The organism is Lishizhenia sp., from assembly GCF_057456495.1.
Genome location: NZ_JBVCPV010000014.1, coordinates 1 through 25,368 on the forward strand (window position 1 = coordinate 1; position 25,368 = coordinate 25,368).

23 protein-coding genes are annotated in these 25,368 nt (G+C 38.6%); 5 read left to right on the forward strand and 18 right to left on the reverse strand.

From position 1 onward, the window contains the following. The 18 genes from hemN to AC22ZQ_RS02040 form a co-directional block, all read right to left on the reverse strand. A partial coding sequence (hemN, locus tag AC22ZQ_RS01955; protein ID WP_318956890.1) for an oxygen-independent coproporphyrinogen III oxidase occupies window positions 1-975 on the reverse strand: 975 nt, incomplete at its 3' end. A 1-nt stretch (window position 976) separates the two neighbouring features. Further along, a complete protein-coding gene (locus AC22ZQ_RS01960) occupies window positions 977-1,750 on the reverse strand; it encodes a radical SAM protein (RefSeq protein ID WP_318956891.1) in 774 nt (257 codons plus the stop codon). 1 nt (window position 1,751) lies between these two features. After that, entirely contained in the window at window positions 1,752-2,459 is a 708-nt protein-coding gene (locus AC22ZQ_RS01965; protein ID WP_318956892.1) for a sulfite exporter TauE/SafE family protein, read from the reverse strand. A gap of 1 nt (window position 2,460) precedes the next feature. Further along, entirely contained in the window at window positions 2,461-2,892 is a 432-nt protein-coding gene (locus AC22ZQ_RS01970; RefSeq protein ID WP_318956893.1) for a FixH family protein, read from the reverse strand. Continuing rightward, window positions 2,889-4,280 carry a cytochrome c oxidase accessory protein CcoG gene (gene ccoG / locus AC22ZQ_RS01975; RefSeq protein ID WP_318956894.1) on the reverse strand — a complete coding sequence of 464 codons (1,392 nt, stop codon included), beginning with the start codon at window positions 4,278-4,280 and terminating at the stop codon, window positions 2,889-2,891. Before ccoG ends, AC22ZQ_RS01970 begins: the two co-directional genes overlap by 4 nt. Then, window positions 4,280-5,329, reverse strand: a complete 1,050-nt coding sequence (locus tag AC22ZQ_RS01980) for a cbb3-type cytochrome c oxidase N-terminal domain-containing protein (protein ID WP_318956895.1) — start codon at window positions 5,327-5,329, stop codon at window positions 4,280-4,282. The genes ccoG and AC22ZQ_RS01980 overlap by 1 nt, the downstream gene beginning before the upstream one ends. 3 nt (window positions 5,330-5,332) lie before the next feature. After that, complete coding sequence (locus AC22ZQ_RS01985; protein WP_090251050.1) at window positions 5,333-5,500, reverse strand: CcoQ/FixQ family Cbb3-type cytochrome c oxidase assembly chaperone; 168 nt, start codon at window positions 5,498-5,500, stop codon at window positions 5,333-5,335. Window position 5,501: 1 nt separating this feature from the next. Further along, entirely contained in the window at window positions 5,502-7,670 is a 2,169-nt protein-coding gene (ccoN, locus tag AC22ZQ_RS01990) for a cytochrome-c oxidase, cbb3-type subunit I (RefSeq protein ID WP_318956896.1), read from the reverse strand. After that, the gene (gene ccoS / locus AC22ZQ_RS01995; protein ID WP_090251040.1) at window positions 7,670-7,843 is read right to left on the reverse strand and encodes a cbb3-type cytochrome oxidase assembly protein CcoS; all 174 of its coding nucleotides are present in this window, start codon (window positions 7,841-7,843) and stop codon (window positions 7,670-7,672) included. The genes ccoN and ccoS overlap by 1 nt, the downstream gene beginning before the upstream one ends. Window positions 7,844-7,954: 111 nt before the next feature. After that, window positions 7,955-10,303: a heavy metal translocating P-type ATPase gene (locus tag AC22ZQ_RS02000; protein WP_318956897.1), complete on the reverse strand. Its 2,349-nt coding sequence runs from the start codon at window positions 10,301-10,303 to the stop codon at window positions 7,955-7,957. Between the two features lie 62 nt (window positions 10,304-10,365). Beyond that, window positions 10,366-11,415: a response regulator gene (locus AC22ZQ_RS02005; RefSeq protein ID WP_318956898.1), complete on the reverse strand. Its 1,050-nt coding sequence runs from the start codon at window positions 11,413-11,415 to the stop codon at window positions 10,366-10,368. Between the two features lie 42 nt (window positions 11,416-11,457). After that, on the reverse strand, window positions 11,458-11,994 hold the full coding sequence (locus AC22ZQ_RS02010) for a hypothetical protein (protein ID WP_318956899.1): 537 nt from the start codon (window positions 11,992-11,994) through the stop codon (window positions 11,458-11,460). 66 nt (window positions 11,995-12,060) lie between these two features. Continuing rightward, on the reverse strand, window positions 12,061-13,569 hold the full coding sequence (locus tag AC22ZQ_RS02015; RefSeq protein ID WP_318956900.1) for a sensor histidine kinase: 1,509 nt from the start codon (window positions 13,567-13,569) through the stop codon (window positions 12,061-12,063). Between the two features lie 348 nt (window positions 13,570-13,917). After that, a complete protein-coding gene (chrA, locus tag AC22ZQ_RS02020) occupies window positions 13,918-15,057 on the reverse strand; it encodes a chromate efflux transporter (RefSeq protein WP_318956901.1) in 1,140 nt (379 codons plus the stop codon). Window positions 15,058-15,228: 171 nt separating this feature from the next. Beyond that, window positions 15,229-16,050: a helix-turn-helix domain-containing protein gene (locus AC22ZQ_RS02025; RefSeq protein ID WP_318956902.1), complete on the reverse strand. Its 822-nt coding sequence runs from the start codon at window positions 16,048-16,050 to the stop codon at window positions 15,229-15,231. A gap of 86 nt (window positions 16,051-16,136) precedes the next feature. After that, entirely contained in the window at window positions 16,137-16,445 is a 309-nt protein-coding gene (locus AC22ZQ_RS02030) for a hypothetical protein (RefSeq protein WP_318956903.1), read from the reverse strand. 11 nt (window positions 16,446-16,456) lie between these two features. After that, window positions 16,457-18,910: a YbcC family protein gene (locus AC22ZQ_RS02035; RefSeq protein WP_318956904.1), complete on the reverse strand. Its 2,454-nt coding sequence runs from the start codon at window positions 18,908-18,910 to the stop codon at window positions 16,457-16,459. A 28-nt stretch (window positions 18,911-18,938) separates the two neighbouring features. Beyond that, the gene (locus AC22ZQ_RS02040) at window positions 18,939-20,420 is read right to left on the reverse strand and encodes a proton-conducting transporter transmembrane domain-containing protein (protein ID WP_318956905.1); all 1,482 of its coding nucleotides are present in this window, start codon (window positions 20,418-20,420) and stop codon (window positions 18,939-18,941) included. A gap of 168 nt (window positions 20,421-20,588) precedes the next feature. Here AC22ZQ_RS02040 and AC22ZQ_RS02045 point away from each other — a divergent pair, with 168 nt between their 5' ends. From AC22ZQ_RS02045 to AC22ZQ_RS02065, 5 genes are all read left to right on the forward strand, one after another. Continuing rightward, the gene (locus AC22ZQ_RS02045) at window positions 20,589-21,482 is read left to right on the forward strand and encodes a LysR family transcriptional regulator (protein ID WP_318956906.1); all 894 of its coding nucleotides are present in this window, start codon (window positions 20,589-20,591) and stop codon (window positions 21,480-21,482) included. 170 nt (window positions 21,483-21,652) lie between these two features. Next, complete coding sequence (locus AC22ZQ_RS02050) at window positions 21,653-22,255, forward strand: hypothetical protein (protein ID WP_318956907.1); 603 nt, start codon at window positions 21,653-21,655, stop codon at window positions 22,253-22,255. 17 nt (window positions 22,256-22,272) lie between these two features. Then, entirely contained in the window at window positions 22,273-22,653 is a 381-nt protein-coding gene (locus AC22ZQ_RS02055; RefSeq protein WP_318956908.1) for a hypothetical protein, read from the forward strand. A 2-nt stretch (window positions 22,654-22,655) separates the two neighbouring features. Next, complete coding sequence (locus AC22ZQ_RS02060) at window positions 22,656-24,926, forward strand: coiled-coil domain-containing protein (RefSeq protein WP_318956909.1); 2,271 nt, start codon at window positions 22,656-22,658, stop codon at window positions 24,924-24,926. Window positions 24,927-25,176: 250 nt separating this feature from the next. Continuing rightward, window positions 25,177-25,368: hypothetical protein (locus AC22ZQ_RS02065; RefSeq protein ID WP_318956910.1), on the forward strand; the 192-nt coding region annotated here is incomplete at its 3' end.

Below are 25,368 nucleotides of genomic sequence, written 5' to 3' on the forward strand. Positions count from 1 at the left end.
CATACCTAACCCTATCATAACTTCTGTACTTTGTGTGGTATATCCCATAAAGTTACGGTGTAATTTACCTTGCTGATGTGCAACAGATAGTTCATCCTCAGGTAATGCAAAGTGGTCCATTCCTATTTCTTGATATCCCAACTTGAGTAACTCTTCTTTTCCATATTCATAGAGTGCTTGCTTCTCTTCATTTTTGGGAAGGTCGTCTTCATTATAACCGCGTTGACCAACACCTTTAATCCAGGGAACGTGAGCATAACTGTAGAATGAAATACGGTGTGGACGTAATTGTGCCGTCTTGTTTATTGTATCCTTTATACTGTCAAGGGTTTGATGAGGAAGTCCATAGATAATATCATGACTCACAGAATTGAAACCATAATCCAAAGCCATGGTATGCACTTTCTTTACTTGTTCAAAAGATTGTATTCTATTGATGGTTTTTTGAACAAGAGGATCGTAGTCTTGTATCCCGAAACTCAAGCGGTTAAAACCAAGCTCTCTGAAAACTTTAAGGTGTTCTTCTGTGGTGTTATTGGGGTGAGCTTCAAAACTCAAACTAATTTCAGGATCAAACAAACTCAACGCTTTAATTCCGTTGATGAGTCGCGCCAAGTTTTCGGCTTGAAAAAATGTTGGAGTACCTCCACCTAAGTGAATTTCCTTGATCACCATATCTTCTCCTAAAAATGACGTATAAAGTTGCCATTCTTTGAGAATTGTAAGTAAATAGGGTTCTTCTACAGCGTGGTTTTTTGTGATGCGTTTATGACAACCACAAAATGTACAAAGTTGCTCACAAAACGGTAGGTGGATATATAAACTCACCTCTTTCTTAGCACGAAGCTTGAAAGCATCAATTAAACTGTTTTTCCAAGCTTCCTTATCGATGTCCATATCCTTCCAAAAAGGTACGGTGGGGTAACTCGTGTATCTTGGACCTGGTTGATTGTATTTACGTATTAATTCACTCATCTTATGCAACTGTTGCGGTAATTCCTAAATGGTTTAATCGTTCGGCGATTGTTTTTAATTGAGGTATAGAAACGGCCTCTAAATCGGGGATAGCCGTTGTTCTATCTAAACTGTAAAGCATTACGCTTTCTGGTTTTATCGATTCAACCAAGCTTAAGTATTTTTCAACTTCTTGATCGTTGTAGTTTCCTAGTTGCTCTTGTTCATTCTTTCCTTTAAAAAACAAACTCTGAAGGATAATTTTATTCCCGTAATTTCTAAGGTTGTCCTTCACTTTTTGATAGGTTAAATTACCAAGCGGTCTATTGATGGAATAGAAGGTGCTTTCGTCGCCGGCATCTAGTTTACAGATAGAATAGTCAGCAATTTCTAGTGCCTTTCTTACCTGTCGTTTATGCAACATAGTGGAGTTGTTAAGCACCGCAATTTTAGCATCAGGTAATAATAAGTCTCTAACGGTTTTTACAGCATACATGATTTCCTCGAAGTCAGGATGAAGCGTTGGTTCCCCGTTTCCAGCAAAGCTTATAGTGTCTATTTTTATGTCTCTATCGTTGAGCATTTGACACTTCAAAAGCAGCTCTTCTAAGATTTCCTCCACCGTTGGGAATTGTACATTTTGATGTTTCTGATGATCCTCTCCACACTCGCAGTAAACGCAATCAAAATTGCAAAGTTTGTGTTCTTTGGGCAAAATGTTAAGGCCTAAGGACCTTCCCAGTCTTCTGCTGCTGATTGGCCCGAAAACTAGATATTTGAATAGAAAAGTATGCATGTTAATGACAGTTAATTTGGTTTTGGGGCAATACCCCGATTTGTTCTTGTAGGGCAGGACTCATGTAGGGAATTCCTAGGTTGGCACCTCTTAGTACCAGCAGACCTCCAACGATGATAAAAGAGGCCGGAATCAATATTCTTAAGTAACGTTTGGTCTTCAGTTGAATGAAGCTTTTAAAAAAGGGAAGGAAGAACATAACCGGTAAAGTTCCAACTCCATACAATAACATGTAAGTAGCACTTCCTTGAATACTACCCATCACTAAAGAAGCTATTAATGCAGAGTAGACCATACCGCAAGGCAATAGACCATTGAAAATACCCATCATAAAAAAGGCGTCTAAACTTCTTTTCTGAAGCAGTTGAGCAAACTTTCCTTTGAGTTTATTTAAGGCTGTAAAACCAAAATTCTGAATATTGAACTTCATGAATCCAAATTCACTTAATCCAATTAGAATTAAAGCAATTCCTGCCAATACACTAAAGCCTTGTAAAAAACCTATGAGTTTTAAGGATGTACCAAAGATTCCGAGTATAAGTCCGAGTAGGGTATACACCGTTATTCTACCAAAATTGTAGGTGAAAATGGAAATGAACTTCTGAACGGGCTGCATCTTTCCTACGGGTAGGGCAAGGGCTATTGGTCCACACATGCCTAAGCAATGCAGATTACTAATGAGTCCTAATGTTAATGCAGTCCAAAGCATGCTAGTAGTAAAAGTTCTTTTCAACTAAGAAGCTCTCGTTATTGGCTTCCCATTTTATTTTTAATTGGTAGTTCCCTTTGATTAAATTGGCTTTATCGATTAAAATAAAGTTGTTTTGAGGCGACTTAAAGTTTAAATCTAACTGTGCGTTATTAGCTCTATATAAGTTTACCTCGGTGTTTGTTTGTCCGGCCAAAGCTTCAGGAAATTTGATCTTTATACCTTCTGCACTTTGTTCAACGCTAATGCTATCCTTATAAACTAAGGCGCGAGCTTTCGCATCAAGTGTTTGCTGAAAATTCACTTCTTGAGCGTAATAATCTTCGGCATATAAATCGGTCTGTACCTTTTGTGCTTGAAATACCATTGATAAGATGTAGGCCATAAAGCCCATTAAAAACAATGCTATTCCCCATCCCCATGTAAATTTCATATTCTCGGTGCTATAAATGTTGTTTTCACTGTTTCAACTAATTCCTCTCCCTCGTAAATTCCTATTTTAAGATCGGTCTTAAGTGAAGTTAAATCTTTCGGTTCTATGTAAATGATAAACTTAGATTTAGCGGCATCTCTCGCTTTTAACGTGATATCATTTCCCACCATTTCTATTCTCCCTTCATGGTCTATAATTTCAAAATGAACGGGTAAATCTTTATTGGTTTTATTGATGATATTGATATCGTAAATGTTGTAGATTTCACCGGCATCGTTTTGTTCGAATAAGGTTCCTCTTGTTCGTAATAAGGTAACTTCAAAATCACTTCTCAACATGAGTAAAGTGGTAAGTAGTCCAAGTAACCCTACTAAAACTATTGTGTAGGCGATAACACGCGGTGTAAATCTAAAGTTCTCTTTTTTAGCCACTCCATCTTCAGAGTCGTAACGAATCAATCCTTTGGGTTGATTGGTTTTTTCCATCATGAAGTCACATGCATCAATACAAGCTGTACAGTTTATACATTCTAACTGTATCCCGTTTCGGATGTCTATACCGGTTGGACAAACATTCACACATTGATTACAATCAATACAGTCTCCTTGTCCCGCTTCTTTTCGGTCTACTTTCTTGTTGAATTTAGCTCTCTTCTCACCACGTTTGTAATCGTAAATAACATTCAAAGATTTACTATCAAGTAAAACTCCTTGCAGTCTACCGTAAGGACAAATCGTTGTACAAACCTGCTCTCTCAATTTCAAAAACACCATGAAAAAGATGAAGGTGAATATTAATATAGCGATGAACCCAACGATGTGCTGTGCTGGAGGTGTGGTTGCTATATCCCACACTTGTTCATATCCAATAATGTAGGCCAAAAAAGTATTAGCTATGATGAAAGAAAGACCAAAAAACAACGTGTACTTTAAACTTCTTTTCCAAATTTTTTCTCTGTTCCAAGGACTCTTTGCAAGTTTCTTTTGTGCTTTGTAATCTCCTTCTATCCAGTACTCTATTCTTCTGAATACCATTTCCATGAAGATGGTTTGCGGACAAATCCATCCACAGAAAAGTCGGCCAAAAATCACGGTAAACACCACAATGAATAAAATCATTACCAGCATGCTCAACGCAAATAAGTAAAGATCTTGTGGCCAGAAAACTTGTCCGAATATGCTAAACTTTCTCTCTATGATGTTGAAGAGTAAAAAGGGCTCTCCGTCAATTTTAATAAAGGGTATAGCAAAGAGGAGCAAGAGTAGTAAGTAACTCAATATCTTACGCTTTGAGTAGAACTGTCCACTTGGCTTTTTAGGAAATATCCAAATGCGTTTACCCTGTGCATCTACAGTAGCGATTTTATCTCTAAACTCCTCTTGTGCCATTACTCTACATTTAAGGTATCTGCAACTTCACCTTCAACCTCCGTTTCAGCGGTTCCTTCTTCAACATACAAGTCTCCTTGAGGCTCCTTGGCGTTTGGAGGATTTGTACCTCTCAAAGACTTGATGTATGAAGCAACTTGTTGCATTTGCACTGGATTTAATTCGTCTTTCCAGCTTTTCATCCCGTTTTGGGCTCCGTATTTTATTGTTTTGAATACATCGTTGATTTTACCACCGTGTATCCAGTAGTCATCTGTTAAGTTTGGACCAACGTCACCACCTCCACCTTCTTTGTGGCAGGCAATACAATATTGGTTAAATAACATTCTACCTTTTGAGATGTCCGCATCATCTGTTAATACAGTAACGGTGTTTTCATCCACGTTCAAAGCTTGTTCTTTCAGGTATAAATCCACCGCAATTTTGGCTTCTTTAACCTCCGTTTGATAAGCTTCTTCTTGCAAAGGAGAAATCTTGAATACGTGGTAGTTTAACAAATAAAGTACACCGGCGATAATACTTAAATAGAACCCGTAGATCCACCAAGGTGGTAAGTTGTTATCTAACTCTTGAATTCCATCATATTCGTGGTCCATTAGAATACTTTCCTCTTCTTCAACAGGAACAGTATCCGTTAAGATTTGCGTTAACTTGCTTGTTCTTTCTTTTACGAATTCTTGAACTGGTGCTTCGTCTTCTTCCTTTTTATCAATGTTAATCAACTTGTTAAAGAAGTTTCTGTAGTACACCAAAAAGGCAACCAAGGCCAAATCTATGGCCAATAGAATGTAGATTTTCGTTGTGGTGTAGAAACTTACTTCCGCAGCGCTTGTAGCAGCATCTTGTGCAAAAGTTCCTGTACTTGTTGCTACAAAAGCAAGGAGTAGCAACAAGGTTTTAATCGTATTGTTTTCTTTTATCTTATTTACTTTATTCTTGAAGGTGTCGCTCTTGATGTACACTTTCATGGCATTTCCTAAGCTGAAGATGCTAAGAAGTAATACAAAAGCAGTAACCACCAAGGCCCAAAATATTACACTTTTTTCCATTTTTTAGTCGTTTAAAGGGTAATCACTTATTTCATTAATGTGCTTCTTTTTCATGCTGAATACCCAGAAGAATAATCCTATGAAAAAGGCTACGAAGATGACCAATGAGATGATGGGATAAATCTCTATACCATCAATAGAGGTCATATGGTGTTTGATATACTTCAGCATCTTATTCCGTTTTAGTTGCTTCTAATTTGTTAATGTCAGATCCTAAGCGTTGCAAGTAGGCAATTAATGCTACGATTTCTTTCTGCTTCATGCTCGTAACATCCTCATCTGTATAGTTGTCTTTAGTGATGTCGAACAAGACACTTTTAGCAATTCGTGTAGCTTGCGCATCTATGCTATCTCTAACCGCTTGTTCCTCTATGTTTTCATAAGGAACTCCCATGCTTTTCATTGCTTTCATCTTGTCAAGGATGTGATCAGCGTTCAAGTCGTCTTCAGTCAACCATTCGTAAGTCGGCATGATACTACCTGGAGAAATACTAGATGGCTCCATCATGTGTAAGTAGTGCCAAGAATCTGGTCTGTTTTGTTTGTTACCAACACCTTCTCTATGTAAATCTGGTCCTGTACGCTTAGATCCCCAAAGGAAAGGGTGGTCATAAACAAATTCTCCTGCTTTAGAATATTCTCCATAACGCGCTGTTTCGAAACGCAATGGACGTACCATTTGAGAGTGACAGTTGTTACACCCTTCTCTGATGTACAAGTCTCTACCTTCTAATTCTAAAGGTGTATATGGTTTTACACTAGAGATGGTTTTTACGTTAGAGCTCACCAAGAAAGTAGGAATGATTTCAATAGCACCACCAATCAGGATAACTACTAAACTCAAAATCAACATTCTTACTGGTTTACGTTCAACAACTTTGTGCCAGTATTCTTTTTTCTCTTTCTTATGTTCAACCATTAAGGCGTTAACAGCCTCAGCTTCTTCATTCGCTACTAACTTACCAGCTAATGCCGTTTTCAATAAGTTGTAACTCATCATTACTGCACCTACTATGAATAAGGCTCCACCTGCTGCTCTCATGGCAAAGAATGGACGTAATTGGGTAACTGTTTCTAAGAAATCTTTGTTTACTAAAGTTCCGTCTGGGTTGAATTGTTGCCACATTAATCCTTGTGCAAATCCTGCCCAGTACATTGGAATGGCATATAACAAGATACCTAAGGTTGCAATCCAGAAGTGTGCATTGGCTAATTTCTTAGAGTATAATGGCTTTCTGTAAATTTTTGGAATGATGAAATACAACATACCAAAGGTCAACATACCGTTCCACCCTAAACCTCCTACGTGTACATGGGCAATGGTCCAGTCGGTAAAGTGACTAATTAAGTTCACTGATTTCAACGATAACATTGGTCCTTCGAAAGTCGCCATACCATAACAAGTAAGGGCAACCACCATGAACTTCAATACTACGTTATCACGTACTTTGTCCCAAGCACCTCTCAAGGTTAACAAACCATTCAACATACCTCCCCAAGATGGAGCAATCAACATGATAGAGAATACTACTCCTAAAGATTGCGCCCAGTCTGGCAATGCCGTGTATAACAAGTGGTGAGGTCCAGCCCAGATGTAAATAAAGATTAAGGCCCAGAAGTGAATAATAGATAACCTGTACGAGTAAACCGGTCTGTTCGCAGCTTTCGGTACAAAGTAGTACATCAATCCTAAATATGGAGTTGTTAAGAAGAATGCCACGGCGTTATGTCCGTACCACCACTGAACCAAGGCATCCTGAACCCCAGCATACCAAGAGTAACTCTTCATGAAGTGAATAGGGAACTCAAAAGAGTTAACAATGTGCAGTACAGCTACCGTTACAAAGGTTGCTATGTAGAACCAAATGGCTACGTACAAGTGTTTTACTCTTCTTTTTAAGATGGTTGCAAACATGTTCCAACCGAATACTACCCAAAGCAAAGTAATAGCGATATCTATCGGCCATTCTAATTCGGCATATTCTTTAGAAGTGGTATATCCTAAAGGAAGTGAAATTACCGCCGATAATATGATAAGTTGCCATCCCCAAAAGTTGATGTTACTGAGTTTATCACTCCACATTCTCGTTTTTAATAAACGTTGAAGTGAGTAGTAAACCCCGGCAAAAATACCGTTACCCACAAAGGCAAAAATCACCGCATTGGTATGCAGTGGTCTAATTCTACCAAAGGTAAGCCATGAGGTTAAGTTAAGCGATGGCCAAACGAGTTGACATGCGATTAACAACCCGACTAGCATACCAATTACACCCCAGATCACTGTAGCCAGGGCAAATTTGCTTACGATTTTATTATCGTACTGAAATTTTTCTACTTCCATTACTGCTTAGTTCTATTGTTAGAAGTGATAGTCTGTTCATCATCCATTAGCATGCGAACGGCAGGACTCTGATCGTCCTCGTACTGACCATTAACCTGTGCCCAGATAAAGGCGCCGAGAAAGATACTTGCCAAGAGCAAACTAACTGAGATGAGTAAAACGATTACTTCCATTTTGTAAAAATTATTCAACAAAGAGAGCTAAAATCGTAAGGGATTAAAATGTGTTTGATCAACTCAAAAATTGATATTGGTCAATCTTCATTTTTTATGGAAAAACGCGGGTTATTTCAGTGTTCTTCTGGCAGAAAGGCTCGTGCTTAAGGTGGTAAAGATTACCACTGATATAGAACTTAATGGCATAAGTATGGCGGCAAATACAGGAGCAAATATTCCTTGTACGGCTATGAAAAGTCCGATTGCATTGTAAAGAAATGAGAGCGTAAAACTACTTACCACAATACGTTTACTGTTTAAGGCAAATTTTAAAATTTGGGGAAGGAGGTGAAGTTTCTTTCCATCGAGAATTGCATCACTGGCTGGGGTAAAACCGTGCTCTTTATTGGCAACAGCAATACCAAAGCTACTTGAAGACAGAGCAGCGGCATCATTAATACCATCTCCAATCATCATTACTTTTTTACCGGCCTTTTCCAAAGCTTGTACATAACGGAGTTTATCAGAAGGTTTTTGATTAAAATGAAGTTGACTGAAACCATATTTTTCCTTTAATAATGCCTCATCCTTGTTTTTATCTCCTGTAAGAAGGTGCAATTGGTAAGTCTTGTGCAATTGCGCCAAGCTTTCCTGTATTCCCGGTCTGTAGTTATGAGTTACACTGAACCAACAATGATAGTAACCGTTGATTGTGACAAATACTCCATTGTAATCTTTTTTATGTTCTAAAGCTGTAAAATCTGAAGATCCTACTTTAAAGAATTGATTGTTTTTGCGGAAAGAAAGTCCTTGTCCAGGGATTTCCATAAATTCGGAAATGTTGAATTTCTGAACTTTATAGTTGGTTTTTAAGTAGGTGTTTATGGCTAAACTTAAAGGGTGAAGCGAAGAAGAAGTGGCTGTGTATAAAAGGTTTGCTTCTTCAAGACTAAGTTCTCCTTCTAGTGTTAATTGAATAGCGCTAGTATCGGTTAAGGTTCCTGTTTTATCAAAGATGATATCCGTAACATCCGGAAGGTTGTCTATCAAATCCATCTTGCGCACGAAGAATGAATTTTTAGCGAGTAAACGCTGTGCATTTCCATAGGTAAAAGGTAAACTTAACGCAAGTGCACACGGACATGCAACAATAAGTACAGCACTTACACTTCTCCAAATCATGTTAACATCGTGGAAATACCAATAGGTAGCGGTTCCTAAACTTAGCAGCAGAATGAAAAGCGTGAAATACTTGCTTAAAGCATTGGAGAGTAAAGTAAGTTTATGGTCTTTGGGGCGCAGTTGCGAATTTTGAGTATTCCACAAAGAGGTTAAATAACTTTGATCGGTTTTCTTTACAACTTGCAGTAAAAGACTATCTCCCATTTGTTTTCCACCAGCATAAACGGCCTGTTTTTTTTGGGGGTATTCAGGAGTGCTTTCACCAGTAACAAAACTGTAGTCAATGACAGGTTTACCCTCCATGACTATAGCGTCTGCAGGTATGAGTTCTTTATGTCTAACCTGAATAATATCCCCAGGTTGAAGGTCAGAAATATTGGTAGTTTCGAATTCTTCTCCCTTTTTACGTTGTATGGCAATAGGGAAGAAGGAAAGCGTATCTCTATCAAAGTTGAGATGATTGTACGTTTTTTCTTGGTACCACTTACCGATGAGTAAGAAGAAAATAAGACCTGATAAAGAATCAAAATATGCCTGTCCGGTATAAACGAATAGTTCATAGGTGCTTCTTACAAAGAGTGTTATCAATCCCAAAACTATGGGTAAATCCATATTGAAAACACCGTTCTTAAGGCCTATAAATGAGTTCTTAAAATAATCCCAACCCGAATAGAAGGTAACAGGAATACTTAAAAAGAAGGATAGGTAAAGAAACAAATCTCTAAAACTTTCATCCTCGCTCATACCCAAGTATTCAGGGAAGGCAAAGAGCATGATGTTCCCAAAACAGAATCCTGCTACACCAATTTTTATCAATAATTTCTTGTTGCTCTTGCTGCTTTGTTCTTGGGTGCTGAAATCAGGAGGATATCCCAATTTTTGTAAGAATTGAGCAAATGCTACAATGTCGGCAGATTTAGTAAGTGTAAACTGAACTTTTTTAGCGTTGAAGTTAACTTCTGCATGCTCTAATTCATCGTAAATTTTAGGTAAGTTTTCTAAGAGCCAAATACAAGAGTTACAGTGGATTTGAGGGAGGTGAAATACCACTTTTTTAATCGCTTCATTTTCAAAGAAAAGATACTTTTTCTGGATTTCAGGAAGAAGGAGAAAATCAAAGTAACCTACTTGGTCTTCATCAATTTTTACCCCTGGAGTTGAATTGATCGTATAGAAATCTCCCAGCGCATTAAGCTGCAATATTTCGTATACAGTTTTACACCCGTTACAACAGAAATTTTTCTCATCTATTACGATGGTAGTGGAACATGTATCTCCGCAATGGTAACAATTCATGCTGCAAATTTCTGTATTCAATAAAGCTTATAGATTGACAAATGTCAATAAAGAAATTAATTCTATACCAAATCAATTAGGCGCGACAATTCCTCTGGTTTCAATACAGTAATCTCTCGTCCACTTGTACGTATTACTCCTTCACTTTTAAAAGTGCTTAGGTTTCTTACCAATGATTCTTTTGCAGTTCCAACGATGTTCGCTAAATCATCTCGAGAAATGTTTAAGGTGTGCACGCCATCTTTCTCACATAAGTTCAAAAGTGTACGGGCAATGCGTTCCTTAACAGGAGCGTATGCCAATTGTAGGAGTTTCTCCTCCTTTTCTTTGATGTTACCCGTTAATAATTTGATGAAAAGCGTTGCGACTTCACGGTTGCTTTCAATCAATTTTAGGAATTCTTTCTTAGGAATCAACGTGATTTCAGTATCCTCCAAAGCTATGGTGCTTTCGTTGTGTTCACTTCCTTCCAAAAGTGCCATGTACCCAAAAAACTCTTCGGGATTTATGATTTGTGTTACAAAGGTTTTTCCGTAGCTATCTGTCTTCTGACATTTAACTTTTCCCTTGTTCACGTAGTATAAATAATGAGCAAAATCACCCTCTCTGTACAGCTCTTCTTTGGCTTTATAACACTTCGTTTTCTTGTGTTCCAGTAAACTCTTAATGTCCTGATGCTTGCTGTCTTCTTCAATAACGGCACCTTGTCCAACAAAAGCTTGTAAGATTTGCGATTTAATTTTCTGATTACGCGCAATACGCGTTTCTATCGAGGTGATTAAACTTTCCTCATCAAATGGTTTTAACAAGTAGTCATCCGCACCTAAATTCATTCCTTTTCTAATATCTGTTTTTTCAGCTTTAGCTGTTAAAAAGATGAATGGAATACTAGAAGTTTCAGGGTTTTTTGTCAAAATATTAATTACACCGTAACCGTCCAGTTGGGGCATCATTACATCACAAATAATAATATCTGGCTTGGTAAGAATGGCTTTCTCTATCCCTTCTACACCATTGGAAGCGGTGATTACTTCATAGTCGTTTAGCTCTAAAATCTCCGTAGTATTTAATCTAAAATCCTCGTTGTCCTCTATGAGTAATATCTTCTTCATTTTTCAGTGTTGGGGTAAATAATAAAGGTAGTTAATTTCAGGCTAAATGTGAGGTAAATTCAGTAGAAATCCCCCCTCCTTTTCAACCATATTTAGACGACGAATTACTTCAGTAAGTTCACCTATTGATGTAGTATCCTCGGAGTTACCTCCGAACGACAATTGATAGGTATAACGAGAAGGGGTTGGCAAGAAAAGGGGGATTTTGTATTGCTTGAGTTTTCTACTGATATTTTTCGGGATTTCATAGGTAAACAAAATAGCGTCATAATGGTTCGCATCGAGTTGATTTTGAACCAATTTTTCTATCGAGCCTACACGTACTTTTCCGCGAAGATGGAAGTTTAATAAATGTTGCGTTAAAGCCTTATTTTGTAAAATAACACCATCCATTTTTTTCACCTTCTCCCTGTAAATAAGGTCGTTAAGGTTCATAATGCTGATGGCATTATCTTTTTGCGGCTCATAACCATGTATCACGTCAATTTGCACATTGTCATCTGCAAAGTATTCGAGAACACAATCCAAGTGAGGTTTTAATCCTTCCTCAAGAGATGTTATGACCAACAATTTAAACATCTCACAAAGATGAGAGTTAGAAGGTGTTTAAATATTGATCGATAATGTTAAGAAAATTGATAAATGTCAATTTTTAGGAAAACACAATTCAAAGGTAGATCCTTTACCCACTTTACTGGTGAAGGTAATTGTTCCGCCCAAGACATCCATGTATCGTTTTACGATGTTCAATCCTAGCCCCGTACCCTCTATGTTTGTCACGTTACGAGCCCTGTGAAAACGAGAGAACAAGCGATTTTGATCTTCTTCCGGTATACCTATTCCTTGGTCTTTTACCTTTACGTGTATGTTTCCATTTTCCTCGCTAATGATGAGGTCTATAGTTGCTCCTTCCGGACTATATTTACACGCGTTAGAAACCAAGTTGATGATACAGTTTTTCAAAATGTTTTGGTCAGATTCTATCACCTGAGACGTGGTTAAACCGTAATCCAAATGCAAGAATTGTTCTTTGCGTTTTACCAATCCAACCTCGTCGATTACCTCTTCGATTAAAGCGTGGAAATTGAAGCTAGAAATGTTAGGGGTAATTAAACCAGATTCCAGTTTTTCCAAGGAAAGGAAGTCGTTTAGGATTTGGGTAAGGTTAGAAACCATACGTTTGATACGCTTTACGTGAACCGCACGCTTTTCGTCTTGCTCAGTTTTGGTGTATTTAGAAATTAATGTTGCAGAAGTATCTATGGTGCTCAAAGGAGTTCTAAACTCGTGCGAAGCCATGGCCACGAAACGAGATTTTAATTCATTCAAGTCCTTTTCCTTTTTCAAACTGCGCTCAATGTTCAATTCGGCATGTTTTTCTATGGTAACATCCATTTCTACCAGCAATGCGCTGTCTGTAACTCCATCTTTCTCGGTCAAAGGAACACCGTAAATAGAGAAGTACTTTTCTTTGAATTCAATTTCAAATTTTATGGTTTCTCCTTTAAAGAGTAGGGGTAACTTTTCAGTAATAACAGGCTTAACATGTTCTCCCAAACGTTCAATAAAGGAGATTCCTTTCAAAGAAGAATCAGTCAATCCCATACTACGTAGCATAGAACCGTCGGCCCATTCAATAATGAAGTTTTTATCGATAATGAAGATATTACCATTCGGGAAGTTCTCGGCAATGGAACGCAACATTTTATTTTGTGCATTAACTTCCTTGGTACGTTTCACAACCTCCTCTTCTAATTGGTTGTTCAATTTCTTCAATTCCGTGTCTATGGCTACACGTTTAGAAATGTCTACCACAAAGGCAATAGACTTGGTTTCGCCGTTTTCTTCGTAGTGACTCAAACTGACTTCCACTGGAAATTCAGATCCATCTTTACGCAAAGCCATCAAATTTCTTCCTGCTCCCATAGAACGGTTAGAGGGTGCAGCATTGTACTTTTCGCGGTAGCCAACGTGACTTTTCGTATAACGCTTTGGGATGAGCATTTCGAGTTTTTGACCCAAAATTTCTTTCTCATCATCATAACCAAAAAGTTTCAAGAGTTTCGGGTTTAAGGTGTCTATCACCCCCGAGCTATTTACCACCAATAAACCTTCGTTACTGTGTTCAAATATCTTCTCAAACTTCTCGTTCATGCCTCAAAAATTTATAGTAAAAGTAAACAGATTAATTTTTCAAATCTTTTTTACGTCGATTAATTTATCTCTAGACGCAATACGCATACTCAATTCTATCTTGGCAAACCGCCGCGCCATCCATTATAGTCCCCTCACTTTCACCAAAGTCGCACCAAAGGGCAAAGCCACTTCCGCTGGTCGTAACTTTTTCCTTGTGCTTACTAAGGCGTAAGCTCACGGCGCTGCCATTGCTGTCGCTGTTTGGGGTGAAAGTTTAGAATTGGAGATTTGACATTGGAAATTTAAAAAGAAGTAGTCTTTAAATCTCTTTAGGAAACTGCTTATCCATTGCGCTAGAACGCTACCTTAAATCATCAAGAGTAACCAACCCAAAATAGAGCTTCCGATTACCGTCCACATCACGTTGATTTTTTTGAAACCGAAAGTTACTACGAAGCTTAGTGCAGTGATTACAATAGCTTGCCACTCTGTTAAGGTTTGTGTGCCCATTTCTACTAAAACTCCTACCATAATAGCAACAGCAGCTATGTTTACAGAGTCTAAGAAATAGCTCAAAAATTTAGACTGTCGCATTTTCGGTACCAATGGGTTTAGGAACAATACAAACAAGAAAGAAGGTAAGAAAATCCCTACTGTTGCGGCAACAGAACCCCATACACCGCCAATTTGGTAACCAATGAAAGTTGCTGTAGACAATACCGGTCCAGGTGTAAACTGTCCTACCGCAATGGCATCTAACAATTCTTGTTGGGTCATGTATCCCGTATCCACCAACTCTGGCACCAAGTAAGCAAAAAGAACGTATCCACTTCCGTAGAGTATGGCACCTACTTTTAAGAAAATCCAAAACACTTTAAGCGTACTCAGGGTAGCTATGCTCGATACTGAAGTAGTTTGTAAAAGTAGGAGCGGAAGCAATTGTTTTTTCTCTTTGTTGCTCACCGTATTTCTAGTGTAAAAGAAAAAAGCCCCTAATAAACCTGCTACTAACAAAGCATAAACCTCATTTACTCCGAATAAAGAAGAAAGCAGAACCAAAGCTCCTAAAATTCCCAGTTCTGTTGATTTCAGGGCCTTTTTACCCAATTTGAAAATGGCTGCAGCAATCACTGCTAAAATTGCCGGTTTTATACCGTAGAAGAAAGGAGCAACATCGGGTAACTCTCCATAGGTAGTATAGAGGTAGGCAAAGAGCATGGTAACTAAAACTGCGGGTAAAATGAAACTGAAACCAGCCGCAAAGAGACCTTTCCAACCTGCGCGTTCGTGTCCACAGTGCATGGTCATTTCCGTAGAGTTGGGGCCAGGAATTAAGTTGGTGGCACCTACCAAATCCAAGAAGTGTTGTTTGCTTATCCATTTACGCTTCTCAATGATTTCGTCTTCCATCATGGCTATGTGTGCCGCCGGACCACCGAAGGCGAACAAGCCCATTTTAAAGAATACTTTTACTACTTCCCAAACACTGTTTTTCTCTTTGTTCATCGTCTAAAATGCTTTTGTGCAAAGAAAATACAATAGAATGTAATTTTTATGGTCTATTTGAAAATTGTGTGGTCAGCAAGATTTGATAATTTGAGGGATTTGAGAATTAACTATTATAAATTGTTCCACTTTATGATTTACCAATCTTCGAATGGCGAGCTCCGCGAGCTATCAAATCCCTAGATTAGCGGTATCTCTGTACTGTTTTGGAGTTTGTTCTTCATACCGCTTAAAGTATTTCACAAAATGAGAGGGGTCTTTAAAGTGCAGTTGCTCTCCAATTTGGTGTACACTTTGGTCGGTATAAATCAGCAAACGTTTGGCTTCTGATATGATGTGGTCGGCAATTACCTTGCTAGCGCTGTGTTGTACAGCCTGTCTACAGATGTTGTTTAAGACTTGTGGCGTAATGTGCAATTGTTCAGCATAATAGGCTACGTTATTTTGGAGCTTTTGGGCATCGCTTAAGATTTCTAAAAAGCTCTGGAACTCTCCTTTAGCCGGCAGGTTTATGTTTTTAAGTTGTTGTGCTTCCTCCAGTATTTTTGCAATCAAGGCTTTTAACAACCCTTCTATAGCGGTGAGATTTTCTTCCGTGCTCAGGAGTTCAAACAATTGGGTGATGCGTTGGGCATTTTTTAGCGGTAGGTAATTGTAGCTACTGAGTTCTGTGAGCAAAGTTTTTAATTCACCGTCCAAACTGTGAGCAATAAAATCTTTTTTAATGATGGAAACATAACCTTCTGGCTTACTAGTAATGTCCCAGAAGTGCAATTGATCTTGACGTATGGTAAAAATTACAGGGCCGTCAATAGGATAAGTGTCGTAATCTATGGTGTGGGTGCCGGAACCTTTGCTGAGGTAAACAAGTTCAAAATAGGCTTTGTGCTTGTGCGCTTTGGTTTTACGTATAGACGAACGAAAAGCCTCTGTTTTGATGTGTTTTTTTACATCGGCATTGTCTTTTACGCGTATGGCACTTTGCTTTTTCATCTTAAGGGTGAAGATAGGTATTTGAATAAAAAAAGCCACACAACACGATGGTCGAGTGGCTTTCTTTCGTTTAGAAACCAGGATTTTTAAATATTCATTGCCTGAGTATTTTCCTGCATTGCTACTGTAGTATCGTCGTGCAAAGTAACTTGCACACTTATTTTCGGAGTTTGTTCAGAATTTTTAAATAGTTCTGCGTAATACTTCTTCTTTTCTTCTAAGGTCTTGATGCGGGCATCTCTATCTGCCTTACTGTAGCTGTGATCTCTCTCCCAATCCGATAAATAGTCCTTTTCTATTTGCTTAATTTGATTGTCAATCAAAGTCATTAAACTATCCGGAGAAGTTAAGGTGATCAATTCTCTTTGGTCCACTATATTTTCAGTTCTTTTCATGATCTTTCTTTTTAAGCGATGGTTAATTTCTCTTTGTTACTTGTTGATGTGGCAAGAACATTTTCCCATTCTAGGTCTTTGGTATATCGACTATCGATGTCACCGTTTTCGTTAAGATGTAAGAGTTTAATCCAGTTGTTGTCACACAATTGTTTGAGTCCTTCATGCTTATCGAGTATGGCATTAATTGCGTCTTGTGGAGCGTCTATGATGACATTCAAACGTTGTGGTTGGTGTTCAAATTCTTCACCGTTATGAACTGCTTGAAGGGGTAATCCTATTTTTAAATCTCCTCCAGACCCTTCAATTACTCCAAAGGCACCTGTAACATTGTGTAATGTTTTGTTTCCAGCTCCTAATTTGTAGGTGTCTACTGTACTTGCAAAGTATTGCAAGTTAATCCAGCTTGTCACTACCATAGGTGCAGTCATTATTCCCTCTAGTACCTCGTAGTTACTGTCTTTTGCAGGGTTGTAAGATTGTAAGAAGGCTCTTCCGTTTAAGTTGATTCCTCTTGTTTTTTCACGTGGTGCGATGATGAAGGCATTACATCCTGCGAGTCCCCATTCGGGTCTTATTTCAGACCAGTCCGTTGCTTTCGCTTCGAAAGTTGCTTTTAGGTTTTTTCTCTCCTTATCAGTTAATAAGAAACGCGCTGATCTTTCTGTTCTACACGCTTCACTCGCTTTATCAATACTTTGCTTTAAGGCAACAACTTCTTGCTGTCTGTCATTCGGAATTGCTTTTCCGTTCAGGATGCTAATTTCGTCTGTTGTTGTGTTGTGTAAACAAGCCAAGAACAAGGTGTTTTCTGGGATTTTTATTCCGGCCTTGGCTAAATCTGTTCTGATTTGAGGAGTGTTTAATATCTGCGCGCCTGTTAAAGCGTTTATTTCTCCGGAGTGACCTCCACATGCACCACAATCGTATCCAGAAGCGTGCGGGTTGTTTACTGAACTAGAACCGTGACCCGTGATCAAAACTAAAGGAGCTAATCTGTCTTTCACTTCTAAGTTTTTCATCATTCCTTGCGCCATACCTAATTGTTCTTCGTAAGGAATTCCGGAAAGGTCTAAGGCTCTACCTTCTTTCAACCATTTTTCTAAACCGTCAGTTTTTGGGTCAGTAACCGGTTTACTCCATCTAAAGGAGTTTCCGATTAGTTGTGGCAAGAAAGAGATCCCAACGGGACTAACAAATCCAAAGTTCGAGATGGCGCCTTTTTTAAATTTCTTCCATCCATAAGCAATTTGGTGATTAGAAATTCTTCTGTTTTTAGCAGCTTCTAAATCTTTTACACTTTCTCGAACTTCTGCAGAAGAAGGGATTAACACCGGACATTGGTTTTTTCCTTCTTCATGAGCGATGGGTTTGTAGTTTACAGGGAATCCAAAGAATCCTGCGAAACCAAGTGTTTCTATTTCACTGTCTAGTTGTTCTAAGTTTCTTCTGTACACTTCCGACCTAACATCTATACAAAAGATCATTTGAGCTTTTGGTGTTTTGGGAGATGCAAGCACTTTGGAAGTACTTAAGTTGCTCATCATTTCACGTTGTGCGGCAAAATCATAAGCTTCTTGTAGAATTAATTGATATTCTAATTTCTTTATGGCAAGTTGACTTTCTTCTTCTTTGTTGTGGAAGTTTCTATACCATTGAGACTTGATTTGGTCTGAGCTGTATGCCTGCATGAAGTAACTTTCCCATGCTAATAGTATGGCTAACAATTCTGCTAAATGTTCAGTTTCTGAAGCGTAGAGTTTATTGTTATAGTCAATTCCAGATACGTAAGATGACCAACCGATTATCTTTAAGAATAGGGTGTGGAAGTATTCTTCTAATTCGCTTCCATCAAGTTTAAGTTGACTGGCAAAACTCTCTATAAGTGTATTGTGGTCTTCTGGTAATGCTTTAACGAAAGATCTAAACTTCTCAAGTCCCATAATTTCATTCGAAAGGTCGTGAGATGCTTCTTCTTTCCAAGCCTGAAAAATATTGCTTTTCTTGTTGGTAGTTGACCATGTAGTGATGTAGTCATCAAAATAACTACTGGCCCAGTGTGTAATGTTTTCTATCACGTGTCTGGTCCAATCTTTTTTACTTATTTGACCAGCAACCCCCATTAAAGTGGTGTCTTTAGCGAGTAATATGTCACCTTGTTTTCCGTAGAATTCAAGTTCTTTTAAAAGTTCTTTTTGAGAGATATGTTCAAGACCTCTTGCTTCAAAAGCTTTATCTATATCCTCTTGTAGAATTACATTTGCTGCAATTTGTTTGAGGTAATAGCGAACCGGCATGGTCATTTTAATATTTCCACGACGCGCTAATTTACGCGCTGTTTCTCTAAAGCTTGTATCTGTAAACCCTAAGTAAGGATTAACGGCTACAAAGTTTTTCAGCGGCCAAGCTGGGGCAATACGCTTACAGCTTTTTTCTAAGGTGCTTTTTACTTTAGACTTTTCCATAATTCTTTCTTTTAATAAGGTGTTTAGCTTACTTTTTCATGGCTAAAGCGTTCAACGCCCTATTCATGATGTGATTGAAATAAAGTCCTTGTTTTAGATGTATTCTCAAGGTGCGGAAGGCACTTTTTTGAGAAATCATTGGCAAGTAAGAGATTACTAATATTGTGATGAAATATACTGCGAGTATGATGTAAGCGGTAACACTTAAACTTGTGTCAACCACTCTAACCGCTGGAATTTCTTTTCCTAAGTAGTGATGGAATACATCCTCTAAGAAGAAGAATAAATTGATGATTACTCCTGAGATCAGTAGGAGATAAACAACAGACCTTCCTTTGATGTCAGAGTCAATAGCATTGATTTGTAAGGTAATCATTCCGAAGAGTATCACTGTGCTCAACATCAACATCTGAAAGTTCATGCTTTCCGTTCCTCCCCATATTTCTGTACTTACTAAGTATACAGCGATTGCACCAATTACTGCCAAGATAATTTTCAGAAAACTTCCTTTACGTTGGTAGCGTAATGCGTTTTTGGTTTGGTAAGTATCTACTACACTTCCAGAGCTTAAGAAAGCATGTGCTTTGTAGAAAGAGTGAGACACTAAGTGTAAAAGGGCTGCAGAGTAAATACCTAATCCACAAGCCATCAAAGAGAAGCCCATGTGACCAATACTTGAGTAAGCTAAACTTGTTTTAACGGTGGGTTGCGTAGATGATATTACCGCTCCGTAAAGTGCGCTCAACGCCCCTATGATAAATAAGATGAGCCAAGCATATTGCGTTCCTTCCATTACATAAGAGAAACGAATGATAAGAAAGGGACCTGCATTAAGTAAACCTGCATGCAATAGTGCCGATACGGGTGTTGGTGTTTCCATTACATCCAATAACCAAGCGTGAAAAGGAACTTGAACTGATTTTAAACAAGCCGTCAATACCAGTAACAATCCTGCTCCCTCCAGGTAAGGATATTGTGAAAAATCACTTGTGTTTTGTAGTGCGCTGAAGATTTGTTGTATGTCTCCTGTATTAAAACTTACATATAGTAACAGGATTGCTCCTAACAAGGTAGCTTCGCTTGCTCGAGCGATTACGAATTTCTTCTTTGCTGCTAATCTAGACTTAGCACGTTGCGGGAAGAACATTAGTAGACGGTGAAGTCCAACTGCGGTTCCTATCCAAGCAAAAAAGAGCACGGCCAAGTTACCAGAGAGCACGAACAGTTGCACACTTGCTATTGTAAAGGCTAATCGTCCAAAGAACTGGGCATGTAAATCATGACCGTTTAAATAGTTTCTGCTGTAGCGGAACACCACCAAAGCAATTATGGCAATCATGGTGTACATGGTAACACTTAAGCTATCTAGGCGAAGTACCAACCCTACTTCGTTCCATGTAAAGTACTCGATTGAAGTAACGCCTTCAGTACTAATTTGAAAGATGGAAATTGCACTAGCGATTAAAGCTGTCCATACTGTAAATATACTGTAGTTGTATATTTTGTTCATGGATTTAAACGGCCCAACATTTAATGATGAAATGAGAAGCAGTAAGGTGGGTAGGAGGATTACTAAACTTAAAACTGTTGTGTGCATTTTTTAAATTTTCTACAAAGTTAGAGGCTTTGTACCATATAATTTTATTTATATTTATAATGAAATACATAAATATATTTTATGAATTATACAGTGAATCAGTTACGCATCTTCCTTAAGATCGTGGAAACCATGAGTGTTACGAGGGCTGCGGAGGAGTTGTTTATGACGCAACCGGCAGTATCTATACAACTTAAAAACTTTCAAGATCAGTTCGATATTCCCTTAACAGAGATAGTAGGGAGAAAACTATATGTTACAGAATTTGGGTACGAGGTGGCTAAAATTGCCAAGCGAATTTTTGTAGAGTTTGATGAGTTAAAGTATAAAACAAGAGAATATGAAGGGGTAATGAAAGGGAATTTGAAAATTGCCTCCGCTTCAACTGGGAAGTATGTTATTCCTTATTTCTTATCTGATTTTTTGACAAATTATCCGGGAGTAGATTTAATTCTTGATGTAACCAACAGGGCAAAGGTGGTAGAGGATCTTAAAACTAATAAAATGGATTTCGCGGTGGTTTCTGTTTTACCTGATGATGTTGAGGTAGAAGAAGAGATTTTGATGGAAAACAAATTGTTTTTGGTAGGTAACCCAGATAATTATAAACGAAAGGAAGCCCTCATTTTTCGAGAGGATGGATCGGCTACACGACAGGAAATGGAGGCCTTTTTTAAGCAAAAGTCAACCCAGCAAAGAAAGCGTATAGAGCTCACGAGTAATGAGGCAGTAAAACAAGCGGTTGTGGCTGGTTTAGGTCATTCACTTTTACCTTTAATAGGGATTAAAAATGAACTCCTTGATGGAGAACTTAAAATTATAGAGCGAAAAAACTTACCGGTAAAAACTGATTGGCGACTCATATGGTTGAAGAATAAAAAGATGTCACCCGTTTCTAAAGCCTTTTTAGAGTTTATTAAGGCAGAGAAGAATAGAATTATGGAGAAGCATTTTCAGTGGTATCAGGATTTTTAGAAGGTTGTGCCTATGTTATATCGATTTCTTATTATCAAACACATCTCATTCAATTCAAAAAGGAGAAAATTTGAAAAGAAGATCAGAGTTGCGACGATATGCAATCCATTAAAAATTTGCCATAGCTCGAGTAAGATCCTTATTTTTAGCCCAACTGTTATTGAAAAACTATGGATCAAAGTAGAGCGTTGAGTGTGTTAAAAATTTCGGGGTTCACCAATGAGGAGGATTTAAAACTCATATACCTGAAAGAAAAAGAGAGGATAGAACTGTCTATTGAACGCGCGGGAAACGTTGCCATGAAGCGAGTATACACTGATAAGTTGCAAGAACTTGAAGAAGCTTATGCGTGTTTATTGGAAAACAAAGCTACGAAAGTATCGCTTTCAGCTTCAGTACCTAAAGTAAAACTGAACAGAAAGCAATGGGTAATAATTTGTTCGTTGATAATTGTAGTTGGAAGTGTAATTTCGTACTTTGTGGTGCAAAACATTCAAACGAATAATTTGTTAGAACAGGGAATGATTCAGTTCAACGCAGAAAAGTTGAGCAGTAACCCTGAAGATTTTTCTAAGGCCAAAGAATACTTCGAAAAAGCTGAGCAAAGAGGCTCGCTTAAGGGAAAGTTCTACCATGGTTTGATGCTCTTCAAAATGGGAGATAGAGAGATTGGAATGATCAAGATGCAGACTGCCGATAAAGCAGGGTATCAAGACACTACTATTCATTTCAATACCTACCTGAACTTTAAACAGCGATTGGATGTGAAATAACTTTATTTACTACTACTATGTCTAAGAAGAAGAAAAAAATCAAGTCTGCTGCTGCTGGTATGGCGGTGGCTGGTGCTGCCGTAACAGGCGCTGTTTTAACTTCGGAGCAAGAAAAAGAAGACAGCTTAAATAATGTGAATATTAAAGAATCGAGAGATTCTGGTTCCATCAAAGAAGAGAATATTTCTACTACTGCTACACAGGATACTCAACTGGGCGACAAGTCCGAGGTTGAATCTTCGGCAAAAGTATCCGCAAGGCAATCTGCTGAAACGGAATCTGTTCAAAATGAAACAGCATCAAAACCAATAGAAAAAGAAGAAGAAATTATTGCTGATTTAGCGTTTTCTGTGAGAGAAAAATTAAATCAGTTAAGTCAAAGTATTCAAAATATATAGTTATGAGTAGTTCTACAGAAATTCAAGCGATTATTCAAGAAGCTTCGTCTTCATTAGATGTGTTGATTTCTAAATCTAATGAGATTTCAGGTACACAAGAAAATGTTCTCCAAATAAAAGACGAGGCTGAATCTGTTTTGGGAGAAATGAATACCTCTTTCCAAAGTTTACAGGAAAACGTAGAGGTGGCCAATACAGTTGTAGAAGATCTTAATACTAAAAATGAAGAGGTTACAACGGTTTATAATGAAGTAGTCGCTCAGCGTAGTGAAATTCAAACACGTCAAACTGAAATAGCTGAAACGCAGGAGTCGGTTAATGAGATGTATAATGAAATTGCCGGGATACAGGAACAGACGCAAGAAATGCTTGCTGAAATTACGCAAACTCATCAGGCAATTCAAGCAATGTTACAGGAGATACAACAGTACGAACAAAGTGCGGAAGAATCCTTTACCAATACCCAAGCTCATGAGCAAAATGCAGCACAAGCATTAGCGGAAACTCAAACCCATGAACAAGATGCTTTAACGGCATTGAATACAGCTCAACAACATGAGCAAGATGCATTAACAAGTTTGGGAACTACGCAAACGCATGAACAGGATGCTTCAACTTCTCTGGCGACCACTCAGCAGCATGAACAAGATGCGCAAACAGCTTTAGCGACAACTCAACAACACGAGCAGGATGCCTTAACAGCAATGAACAAGGCGCAGCAATATGAAAGTGATGCAGAGCAAGCTATGAACGAAGCCCAGGCTCACGAGCAATCGGCAGCAACATATAGAAATCAGGCCCAACAACATGAGCAAAATGCAGAACAGGCGTTGAGCAATACGCAGCAGGCAGAGCAACGAACAACGAGTTTAATGCATCAAGCAGAGGCCAATGCAAGAGCGGCTGAACAAGCTATGAATGATGCAGAAGTACATGAGCAAGCTGCAAGTCAGTCGAGCACTCAAGCAGAACAGCATGAGCAATCGGCGATGCAAGCAATGAGTCAGGCGCAACAACATGAGCAAAATGCTTCAAGTGCTGCGCAAGGTGCTGAGCAAGCTGAAAACCGTGCTGAAGGCGCTGCGTCGCAAGCTGAAAGGTTCCAAGAAAGCGCTTCAAATGCTGCAGAAATCGCAGAGAAAGCGGCGGATAGAGCAGAGGAAACTGCAGCTGAAGCAGAGAAATATAAAGGTGTTGCCGAACACGCAGCTGAAGAAGCGAAAGAAGCAGAAGATGCAGCGGAGCAATCTGCATTGAACGCCAAAGAAGCTGAAACAGAAGTTAGAGCCCGCATTGAGAAAGCAGAAGAACTGATAGGTGAGGCAGAGGATGCTGTACAAAGAACCTTGAAGCATGAGGAAGACGCTGCTGGTATATTAACGAATATGCAGGTGAATGAAAAAGCTGCAGCAGATACCGTTGGTCGTATTAACGAACATGCAGATAAAGCTGCAGAAGCGATAGAACGTGTAGATGAAATTGTAGAAACGGCAAATAAGGCGGCAAATGATGCACAACAGCATGAAGGTGATGCTAAGCAGAGCCTGAGTGACATGCTAGAAATAGAACAACAAGCTGCGGATTTATTGACAAACCTACAAGTCAATGAAAAAGCTGCCGCAGAAACGATAGAACTCATTAATGAAAACGCTGAAAAATCTGAAGATGCAACAACACGTTGCGAATCAGCACTCGAAACGGCAAATGGCCATTTAGAAGAATTGAGCGGACAGGTGGATGAAGGAACAAAAACTTTAGAATTAACCCTGAAACATGAGCAGGATGCCGCAGGGGTTTTGAACAATATGCAGGTGAATGAAAAGGCCGCAGCAGAGACGGTTGGACTTATAAACGAACATGCAGAGGAGGCTACCACGATTCTAAACAACGTTAAGGAATGTGAGTCAAGCTGTCTAGGAACGCAAACGAAGATTGAAGAATGCGAGCAGAATGCACAAACGAGTTTAGAAAAATGTTTGACCTCTGAACAAGACGCTGCAGGAGTGTTGACCAATATGCAAGTAAATGAACAGGCCGCAGCAGATACTGTAGGATCCATCAATGATTACGCAGGAGATGCGAAGAATCTTCTTGGCGATATGGAAGGAGTTTTAAGAGAGGCCGAAGGTGTGCTGCGTGACGCAGAAAGTAAAGAACAGGATGCAGAACGCGCTGCCGATAGAGCCGATAGAGCTGCCGATAGAGCAGAGGACTGCGCAAGTAGGGCTTGTTCTTCCAATAATTCTTCGGGAGGAGATGATCCTATTTGGTAAAATTATAGGCCAAGAGATTAAATACAATTTAAATGTTGAAAATAAGATGGAGTTTTTCATCTTTGCAACAAGTTTTTGTAGGAGGTAAATAACAGTTGTTATTCCTTAAAAATGAAGTAAGTGTATCTTTATTAGATACGTAAAGACCAATAAATAGAACTAGAAAGAATTAACATTAACTACGTACTACATTTCATTACAGTGAGATAGCTGTGGTAGGGTTAAGATTTCTGTATATTAAATCGATAGAATGACCAAAGAAGAGGCTCTAGAAAGATTAGAATTAGAAGCTAACGCTTCTCGAGCAGAGATAACAGCTCAGTATAATGAGTTTTACAACGAATTTCAAATCAGGATTACGAATGCACCTACGGAGCATCAAAAAAAGCTGTACCAAAAAAAGTTGGATGAGTTAGAAAAAGCGTACCAAATTTTGGGAGGA

Excerpts from the sequence above, each read along its gene's own strand:
- AC22ZQ_RS02010 (WP_318956899.1), bottom strand. The coding sequence starts at position 11,994 with ATGTTTAAATTGTTGGTCATAACATCTCTTGAGGAAGGATTAAAACCT.
- AC22ZQ_RS01985 (WP_090251050.1), bottom strand. The coding sequence starts at position 5,500 with ATGCTGAAGTATATCAAACACCATATGACCTCTATTGATGGTATAGAG.
- ccoN (WP_318956896.1), bottom strand. The coding sequence starts at position 7,670 with ATGGAAGTAGAAAAATTTCAGTACGATAATAAAATCGTAAGCAAATTT.
- AC22ZQ_RS02045 (WP_318956906.1), top strand. The coding sequence starts at position 20,589 with ATGAATTATACAGTGAATCAGTTACGCATCTTCCTTAAGATCGTGGAA.
- AC22ZQ_RS02015 (WP_318956900.1), bottom strand. The coding sequence starts at position 13,569 with ATGAACGAGAAGTTTGAGAAGATATTTGAACACAGTAACGAAGGTTTA.
- AC22ZQ_RS02040 (WP_318956905.1), bottom strand. The coding sequence starts at position 20,420 with ATGAACAAAATATACAACTACAGTATATTTACAGTATGGACAGCTTTA.
- AC22ZQ_RS02005 (WP_318956898.1), bottom strand. The coding sequence starts at position 11,415 with ATGAAGAAGATATTACTCATAGAGGACAACGAGGATTTTAGATTAAAT.
- AC22ZQ_RS02025 (WP_318956902.1), bottom strand. The coding sequence starts at position 16,050 with ATGAAAAAGCAAAGTGCCATACGCGTAAAAGACAATGCCGATGTAAAA.
- AC22ZQ_RS02035 (WP_318956904.1), bottom strand. The coding sequence starts at position 18,910 with ATGGAAAAGTCTAAAGTAAAAAGCACCTTAGAAAAAAGCTGTAAGCGT.
- AC22ZQ_RS02060 (WP_318956909.1), top strand. The coding sequence starts at position 22,656 with ATGAGTAGTTCTACAGAAATTCAAGCGATTATTCAAGAAGCTTCGTCT.
- ccoG (WP_318956894.1), bottom strand. The coding sequence starts at position 4,280 with ATGGCACAAGAGGAGTTTAGAGATAAAATCGCTACTGTAGATGCACAG.
- ccoS (WP_090251040.1), bottom strand. The coding sequence starts at position 7,843 with ATGGAAGTAATCGTTTTACTCATCTCAGTTAGTTTGCTCTTGGCAAGT.
- AC22ZQ_RS02030 (WP_318956903.1), bottom strand. The coding sequence starts at position 16,445 with ATGAAAAGAACTGAAAATATAGTGGACCAAAGAGAATTGATCACCTTA.
- AC22ZQ_RS01970 (WP_318956893.1), bottom strand. The coding sequence starts at position 2,892 with ATGAAATTTACATGGGGATGGGGAATAGCATTGTTTTTAATGGGCTTT.
- AC22ZQ_RS01980 (WP_318956895.1), bottom strand. The coding sequence starts at position 5,329 with ATGGAAAAAAGTGTAATATTTTGGGCCTTGGTGGTTACTGCTTTTGTA.
- AC22ZQ_RS01960 (WP_318956891.1), bottom strand. The coding sequence starts at position 1,750 with ATGCATACTTTTCTATTCAAATATCTAGTTTTCGGGCCAATCAGCAGC.
- AC22ZQ_RS01965 (WP_318956892.1), bottom strand. The coding sequence starts at position 2,459 with ATGCTTTGGACTGCATTAACATTAGGACTCATTAGTAATCTGCATTGC.
- AC22ZQ_RS02050 (WP_318956907.1), top strand. The coding sequence starts at position 21,653 with ATGGATCAAAGTAGAGCGTTGAGTGTGTTAAAAATTTCGGGGTTCACC.
- AC22ZQ_RS02055 (WP_318956908.1), top strand. The coding sequence starts at position 22,273 with ATGTCTAAGAAGAAGAAAAAAATCAAGTCTGCTGCTGCTGGTATGGCG.
- AC22ZQ_RS02000 (WP_318956897.1), bottom strand. The coding sequence starts at position 10,303 with ATGAATTGTTACCATTGCGGAGATACATGTTCCACTACCATCGTAATA.
- chrA (WP_318956901.1), bottom strand. The coding sequence starts at position 15,057 with ATGAACAAAGAGAAAAACAGTGTTTGGGAAGTAGTAAAAGTATTCTTT.